This window comes from Herbivorax alkaliphila, from assembly GCF_030848475.1.
Lineage (GTDB): Bacteria > Bacillota > Clostridia > Acetivibrionales > Acetivibrionaceae > Herbivorax.
The window spans coordinates 1-7983 of record NZ_JAVDDS010000080.1; the positions used below are offsets into that span (position 1 = coordinate 1).

At 28.8% G+C, this 7983-nt stretch carries 8 protein-coding genes; 3 read left to right on the plus strand and 5 right to left on the minus strand.

The genetic code is table 11. The features are described 5' to 3' along the window. Positions 1–190: 190 nt before the first annotated feature. Positions 191–751, plus strand: a complete 561-nt coding sequence (locus tag RBH29_RS16705; protein WP_306698139.1) for a shikimate kinase — start codon at positions 191–193, stop codon at positions 749–751. Between the two features lie 163 nt (positions 752–914). Here RBH29_RS16705 and RBH29_RS16710 read toward each other — a convergent pair whose 3' ends face one another. Next, positions 915–2549 (minus strand): ABC-F family ATP-binding cassette domain-containing protein, encoded by a 1635-nt coding sequence (locus RBH29_RS16710; protein ID WP_306698140.1) that lies wholly within the window; start codon positions 2547–2549, stop codon positions 915–917. Between the two features lie 346 nt (positions 2550–2895). Here RBH29_RS16710 and RBH29_RS16715 point away from each other — a divergent pair, with 346 nt between their 5' ends. Beyond that, positions 2896–3402 carry a YcxB family protein gene (locus RBH29_RS16715; protein ID WP_306698141.1) on the plus strand — a complete coding sequence of 169 codons (507 nt, stop codon included), beginning with the start codon at positions 2896–2898 and terminating at the stop codon, positions 3400–3402. A 44-nt stretch (positions 3403–3446) separates the two neighbouring features. Then, entirely contained in the window at positions 3447–4529 is a 1083-nt protein-coding gene (locus RBH29_RS16720) for a DUF4268 domain-containing protein (protein WP_306698142.1), read from the plus strand. A gap of 142 nt (positions 4530–4671) precedes the next feature. Here the strand turns inward: RBH29_RS16720 and RBH29_RS16725 are convergent, their stop codons facing one another. The 4 genes from RBH29_RS16725 to RBH29_RS16740 all read right to left on the minus strand — a co-directional run bounded on the left by RBH29_RS16725 (position 4672) and on the right by RBH29_RS16740 (position 7549). Next, complete coding sequence (locus RBH29_RS16725; protein ID WP_306698144.1) at positions 4672–5880, minus strand: DUF2326 domain-containing protein; 1209 nt, start codon at positions 5878–5880, stop codon at positions 4672–4674. Positions 5881–5973: 93 nt separating this feature from the next. Continuing rightward, positions 5974–6408 carry a hypothetical protein gene (locus RBH29_RS16730; RefSeq protein WP_306698145.1) on the minus strand — a complete coding sequence of 145 codons (435 nt, stop codon included), beginning with the start codon at positions 6406–6408 and terminating at the stop codon, positions 5974–5976. Next, the gene (locus tag RBH29_RS16735) at positions 6399–6641 is read right to left on the minus strand and encodes an ABC-three component system middle component 6 (RefSeq protein ID WP_306698146.1); all 243 of its coding nucleotides are present in this window, start codon (positions 6639–6641) and stop codon (positions 6399–6401) included. Before RBH29_RS16735 ends, RBH29_RS16730 begins: the two co-directional genes overlap by 10 nt. Then, complete coding sequence (locus RBH29_RS16740) at positions 6638–7549, minus strand: ABC-three component system protein (RefSeq protein ID WP_306698147.1); 912 nt, start codon at positions 7547–7549, stop codon at positions 6638–6640. Before RBH29_RS16740 ends, RBH29_RS16735 begins: the two co-directional genes overlap by 4 nt. Positions 7550–7983: the final 434 nt, after the last annotated feature.

Sequence of the window (7983 nt, forward strand, 5' to 3'; positions counted from 1 at the left end):
GAGCAAACACATTCAATTTGGGGACGGTTCTTGAATTGAATTTTTAAGTTTTAAATAGGTATAATTATGGTGGTAATGTTTTTGTCTTAAGTTTAATGTTTAGATTTAGATAAAAGCTCACTTACATTTGTTATAATTAAAAGCAATGAATTAAAAGCAGAATGTGTTATAATAATTTGCAAATAACGATTTGAAAGAAGGTAATGATATGGTAATAATGCTTTTTGGAATATCAAATGTAGGGAAGACTGTAACAGGTGAGAAGCTGGCTCAAAAACTAAAATATTCTTTCTTTGATTTAGATGATGAAATAAGAAAGAGGTTTCAAATGACCTTGGAAGACTTCATGAAAGAATATCCATGGCCAGATGAAAGATTTAAAATAAAAGGTGAAATCTTAAAGAATTTGCTAAAAGAACATAAAGATAATATAGTTATTGCAGTAAGTCCAATTTTCTATTCAAGATACTTTAACTCACTTTTAGATTTAGAACAGGTAATTGCAATTGAATTACAGGATTCAGCAGAGAATATTTTCGAAAGACTGGTTTTTTCTGATGAAAACGATAATATTTATACAGATGAGGAATATAAGCAGAAGCACAAAAATTATTATATTAAAGATATAAATGAAGATATAGTATATGTAAGAAAAACTTTTAAAAAAATTGAAAATAAGTACTTCATAGATAATCGTCCTGTGGATCAAGTAGCTGATGAATTAGTGGGGATGATTCAAAAATTAAAATAGGAACTACTTTTAATTTTTACGAAAGTTTTTTATTTTTCAAAAAACTTTCGTAAAAATTGGGTTGATAGTTACGTAAGGTGTAAAGAGGCCTATTAAATAATTAGCTTCACATTCATAAGAACATAATATTGTAAATTGCTTCCTAAGAAAACAATTTATAATATTAGTCTTCATAATCTTCTTTGTCAAATTGCATTACCTGTCTTTTTCTTGCCATTTCATCACTATCTAAATATTCATCGTAGGTTGTTTTTTTGTCTATTAGTCCCTTTGGTGTAATTTCCATAATACGATTTGCTGTTGTTTGAATAAATTGATAATCTTGTGAGGTGAAAAGTGAAACTCCAGAGAATTTTATAAGTCCATTATTTAAAGAGGTTATAGATTCCATATCAAGGTGATTGGTAGGTTCATCAAGTATCAAAACATTTGACCTTAGAATCATCATCTTAGATAACATTACACGCACTCTTTCACCACCTGAAAGCACCTTTACTTTTTTTAGAGCTTCTTCTCCAGAGAACAACATACGCCCAAGGAAACCGCGAACATAGGTGACATCTTTTTCGGGAGAAAATGGCATTAAGAAATCGACAATAGTTTCTTCGCCGACAAATAGTTCCGTATTATCTTTAGGGAAATAAGAAACATTTGTCGTTACACCCCATTTATAACTCCCTTCATCAGGTTCAAGCTCACCAGATAATATTCGAAATAAGGTTGTGGTGGCCATGTTGTTCGGTCCAACAAAAGCTATCTTATCTTCTCGTCCCACAGTAAAGGATATATTATCTAAGACCTTAACTCCATCAATAGTCTTTGAAAGGTTTTCTACTGTTAATACTTCATTACCAATTTCCCTACTAGGCTTAAAATTAATGTAAGGATATTTTCTGCTTGATGGTTTTATATCATCTAATTCAATTTTTTCCAAAGCTCTTTTCCGTGATGTAGCTTGTTTTGATTTAGATGCATTTGCACTAAATCTTTGAATAAACTCTTGTAACTCTTTAATTTTATCTTCCTTCTTTTGGTTTGCTTCCTTCATTTGTTTTATCATCAATTGACTGGATTCATACCAGAAGTCATAGTTACCTGTATAGAGTTGTATCTTTGCATAATCAATATCAGCAATATGAGTACATACTTTATTGAGAAAGTGGCGGTCATGAGATACAACAATAACAATATTTTCAAAATTGATTAAGAATTCTTCAAGCCAACGTATTGCTTCAAGATCCAAGTGGTTTGTTGGCTCATCTAAAAGTAATATATCAGGGTTACCGAATAACGCCTGTGCAAGTAAGACTTTTACTTTTTTACTAGCGTTCAGGTCTTTCATTTTTTTGCAATGCAAGTCATTCTCTACGCCTAAACCGTTTAATAAGGAAGCGGCATTAGATTCAGCCTCCCAACCATCCATTGCTGCGAAATCAGCTTCTAATTCGCTAGCTTTAATTCCATCTTCATCTGTGAAATCCTCTTTTGCATAGAGTTCTTCTTTTTCTCTCATTATTTCATACAATTTTTTATTCCCCATAATAACTGTATCTAGTACATCAAAATCATCATACTTAAAGTGATTTTGTTGCAAGAAGGATAACCTTTGTCCCGGTGTAATAACAATTTCACCTTTTGAGGTCTCGATTTGACCAGATAGTATTTTTAAAAAGGTTGACTTACCGGCACCGTTGGCACCGATTAACCCATAACAATTTCCCTCTGTAAATTTTATGTTCACATCCTCAAACAATGCCATCTTTCCTAACCTAAGTGTTACATTACAAGCCTGTATCATTAAAATCCTCCTAAATTACATAAGTTCTATTATTTTTACGCGACATTTCTATTCTATCGTATATTCTTGAATTTACAAGAGTCAAATAGGGAACGGTTTTAGAATTGAATTTTGAAGCTGTATATGGTGGGTAATATCACTAAAATTAGGAATAACTTTTTAAAAAGTTATAATTAAAAGTAATGATATAAACACAAAATATGATATAATACTCTATATATTGAATGCTAGAACTTATAATGTAGTGATTAGCTAAAGCTAAACATAGAGGCTTCAGGTGGAGACTTAGAACTAGAATAAAAAATATTCCAATTAAGACAAAAAACAAAGACAAGGAGGGGTTGAAATGGAAATTAAGTTTGAAATAACAGAAGAAGATTATATAAAATTTAATTTATATCATATAAAGAATTCACCATCACAAAGAAAGATATATAACCTTTTTAAGTATGTGACACCTATTATATTTGCAATATTAATGTATTTTATTGGAACGCGTGTATATGAACCACTTGGTTATTATTGGATTATTCTTTCGCTAATATTTGTAGTGGCATGGTTTATTATATATCCAAAGGAATATAAAAAAACATTAATAAAACAAACTGAAAAACTATTGCGCGAGGATGATAATTCATCATTTTTTGGCAAAAAAACTATGTTGGTTGATGAAAATAATATTAAAATATTTAGTGAGAACTCATCTGAAACAATACACAAAAACGGTATAAAAAGGATAAAAGTTTATGATGATATGATTATTATTTATTTGAGTGCAATAACTGCACAAATTATACCAACTAGATATTTGGACGATGAATCAAAGACGAAACTTATAAGTTTCAATAACTAACAATAAATTGATTATAAATAATAGGATTAAAATGGAGAGGTGTTATGTATAAATTAAACATTGATAATAATAGTTTGGAAAAAGTAAAAGAAACAAGTTTTGCAGATAATGAAATAAAAGAAAGAAGTGGTATTGAAGAATGGATTCGAAAAGATCCTACTATTCTTGAGGAAGATTTACTTATAATTGCACATGAGTATGACAAGTTTGAAGTAAACGAAAGACTGGATTTATTAGCTTTAGACAAAGAGGGAAATACAGTTATAATTGAAGTGAAACGAGATCAAACTGGTTCTAATGTTGATTTTCAAGCTTTAAAGTATTGTTCATATTGCTCTACATTAACACCTAACGACATAGTAGAGACTTATAAAGAATATCTTAATAAATTTGGGAAAGAAGAAAACCCAATAGAAAACTTACTTGATTTTTTAGAACTAGACGCTGAAGATATGTTAAACGGCATTTTAAATACTGGACAGAGAATCATTATTATTGGTAAAACCATAGATAAAAGAATTCTTTCAGTATGTGCATGGTTATATCAAAATAATATTGATGTAAAGTGCATGACCATTGTACCTTATAAAGAACATATAGCAGGTCAAGTTTTTATTGATATAAACCAGTTAATACCACTATTTACCACGGAAGATTATTTTATCAACAAAAAGAAAAAAGATACTTCGAAAGGTAAAGTACTCCAGTCAGATGAAGTAATCAACTTTTTTGAGGGAATAATTGAAATAGCAAAAAAAAGAGGTTTTAATATATCCTATAGTCCAAGAAAGCCTTATGCAAAAATATACACTGGAATAAGAGGTTTATTTTTTGCTATAGTATACAAAAAAAGAAACTCAGAATTTTCTATAGAAGTATCAGCTAATAACCAACAGATTAAAGAAGAATTATTTTCAGTTTTTGAAGAAAACAAAACACTAATACAGTCAGAAACAGGCTTAGATTATGAAGTACAAAAGGAAGGTGTTAGAAATCCAGAATGGGGAAGAGTTATCACTGTTATAAGTCATGATAACAAATATGCATTATCTGATTATATTCAAGAGGTGGGAAAAAAGTTTGTAGATGTTACAAGAATTTTTATAGATAAATGGAACAAAGATTAATAGTGATATGAAGAACTTATATTTATAAGAGAAATCTTCAGGTGGAGTTGAGTTTCTTTATGTAGGTAAATCCACCATTATACCACATTCAATTTATTCAAGTGGAGAACCGTCCCTTGCTTGAATACACCTTGCTTGAATACTATTTATCATCTATATCTACATTTATACCTAATAGTTTTCCAAGAGCCAATTCATCTGTTAATGTTAATATTGTATTATCAACTATTATATTATTGAATTCTTTCTTTGTCAGTAACTTTTTAATTTCATCTATTTGATTTTGATTAACTGTCGCTATATATTGCTTGTCTGTATTAGTAAAATGTTCATAAACTATTCTAAACATATCCACTTTCTGTCGTTCATCTATTCCATCAAAAAGTCTGCTATCATGAAAAATAAAATCTATATTGTGATTGTGTCCTTTAAAAAGAATGGTTAAGTCATAACAAAATATTTTAACATTGTTAATTCCATCAGAATTATCTGATTCTATTTTTGCATCTATATCGAATAACAATTGATTTTCACCATCATTGACTTCAATTTTAAGACCAGCTACACTATCAGGATAGAATTTTTTAGCTAGAAACCTAAAATAATTTATAAGCTTTGAATTTTCAGGTTCTATTTGTTTAAGATATTTTTCAGCCTTTTCAGCTAGGCTTATTAGTTCTTTACCAGTATTTCTTTCTTTTTCTTTATATTCTAATTGTAAATCCTGATACTTTTTTAAACTTTCTCTTTTAGATTTTAAAGCTGCACTCTTATTACTTAGACTCACAAAAACATCCAATGCTTGATGTTCTCCTAAATACTCCATTAGCCTATCTAGTTCTTTTTGTAATTGTTTTGATTTTTCTGACTTGTTCATTATTTCTGCATCTAATCTATTTCTTTGTTCTAGTAATCTTTTTTTCCTATTAATAATTAATTTTTCATAAAATCTCTCTAATTCATCTAACTTTTTTGTCATACTTTCTGGAAAATTGACGTTTGCCTCATCATATATTTTTTTAATATCATTTTTGTTTATATCTGGACTAATATTAAGTCCGTTATCTATACTTTCTATATTGTTTTGTAACATTATAATTTTATTATTTAAATCAAAAAGTTCTCTTTCAACTTTATCTGCTTCAATTTGTACATCATAATAGTCATCAGCTACTTTAAAGTTTTTTAAATTTTTATCAAGGTTTTTAATTTGCTCATCAAGATCTATTAAAGTCAATGTAACATCTTTATTTCCTGTAAAAAAATCTTTAAGCAAAGAATCTTTTTTAAAGTTTTTTTCTAATTCTTCAATTCTATCTTTCTCTTTCTTTATTTTTTGTTTTTTTTGCATTAAAAACACATCTAATCCCAGTAAAAAAGCATTATAAAGAAATCTTTGATAGTCACTATGTAATTCACCAGGTTTTTCATAACTAACATATGATTACCTTTTAAGTCTTATGAAAAACGGAATTAAAGAACGAAAAGTTAGAAATGATGTGTCTTCTGGTATATCAAAACATAACTCACCTATCTTTTTGGTAAATTTACTAATAAATAAGTCTTCACCATTCAAAAAAATCCTATTAGGATTATCTGTCAACCTTTTAGCAGTATACATCGTATTTTTTATTTCAAACTCTAAGTAAAATTCCCAACCTGGCAACTTATCGCAAAATTCCTTATAATTATCTTTGCTAGCTCCAAGACAAAAGTGGATAATACGTACTAATAAAGATTTCCCCACTCCATTATAAGTTTGGCCTTTCTCAGTAAGTTCGGGATTTTTTTGTTTTGCAGCTATAAAACTTAATCCTGTCTTATTAAATTTAACTTCTTTAAAAGTATCCATATTAGAATAAACTCTAATTAGTCGCATTTTATAACACCCCCATCCTGCTCCTCTAATATTCCTAATGTGTAAAGGAAAAGCAAAGTTAATAGTAAGTTATCAAAACTGTGTTTTGCAGGATACCTATTATTTTTATAGTCATCTAAATATTCATTCCACAGTTCATCAACAGATTTATTTCTTTCTAATTTACTTAAAATATAGCTCCCAAATCCAAGTAGTGATTGAGAAAAATTTGTATGCTTAGTTGGAATTATCATTTTTCTCCCTCCAATGAAGGTTCTTCGAAAATATCACATGTTTCAAAATATTTAGCCATTATAACAATAACTGTTGTTTGATAAGCATGCTCAAGTCTAGGACTAAGCCGTTCAACTATATTCCAAAACAATTTGTCACCACTGTTCAGTTCCTTTTCTTCAGAATAAACATCATTTATTTTTTCTCTCAAAGCATCTGCAAGAAAATTACTATTATTCGCTAAGTACTCCTCCAAGCAAAACACCTGTAAATACCCACCTTTTAATAAGTATGCTACTGGTTCTGTTAATTTATTAAATATTATTTTTTCTTCCCAATCTGGTAGTACTATATCATCATCGCCATTTCCTTTTAAAGGTAGTTTCATTATATGGCTAATTACTTCACTTAAAATTGAATAATCTATTTGCTTAATTTTTGAAGGATCTGGTATATGTCCCACTATACTAAATATCTGATCATCTTCTAAAGTAAATAAAATATTTTCAATATCTTTAGCTGTAAAAAATTTTGTTTCACTAAGTTGATACTTGTTTTTTAACATCCGAATTGCCTGTTCACACTCTGCGTTTACACCTTTATATTTATCATTAACAACAAAATAAAATTTATTTATTGGATCCCAATACTCTTTTAGTTTAGAAAAATCTTTATTAAGTTTTGCTATAACATCGATATAAGACTTTCTTATATCTTCAGGTGCATATACTTGAAAATATATACCTTTATCTCTTATGTACCCATCATTTTTTCTATCACCTATGTTGCCCCAAGGTTTTATAGCTTGAAATTCTTTTTCTGCATAGTTCATAATATCAACAAACATATCTTCAAACAACTGTCCATCACTTTTAAAGATTTTGTTTTGAAATAATTGACGAACTAATGTCTTTTCATTAACATTCATACTATAAAATCTCCCTCAAATATAACTTTTATCTTATTCTAAGACTCCACCTGAAGCCTTGATGTTTAGCTTTAGCTAAACGAGTTCACTCTAATATTTTCATTAAAACTTTAAATTTATTAAAGGTAATATATTTAAAATACTAAGTATATCTATATATTATCAAAGAACATTTGTTCGTGCAATAGTTTTTAATAAAATAATGGACGGTTCTTGAAACTGGGGACGGTTCTTGAATTGAATTCAATTCAAGAACCGTCCCCAGTTTCATTAGCCATATGCCAAAGGATACCATAGACAATGTAGAGATAACGTTGTTTGAAGGGTTGGCTGGGCGTTAAAGGAGATTATTACTAATACTATTTAATGAATTTAGAGATATAGGGATGACAGATATAGTATGAGGAGAAACGACGAAATAATTAGGAAGGAAT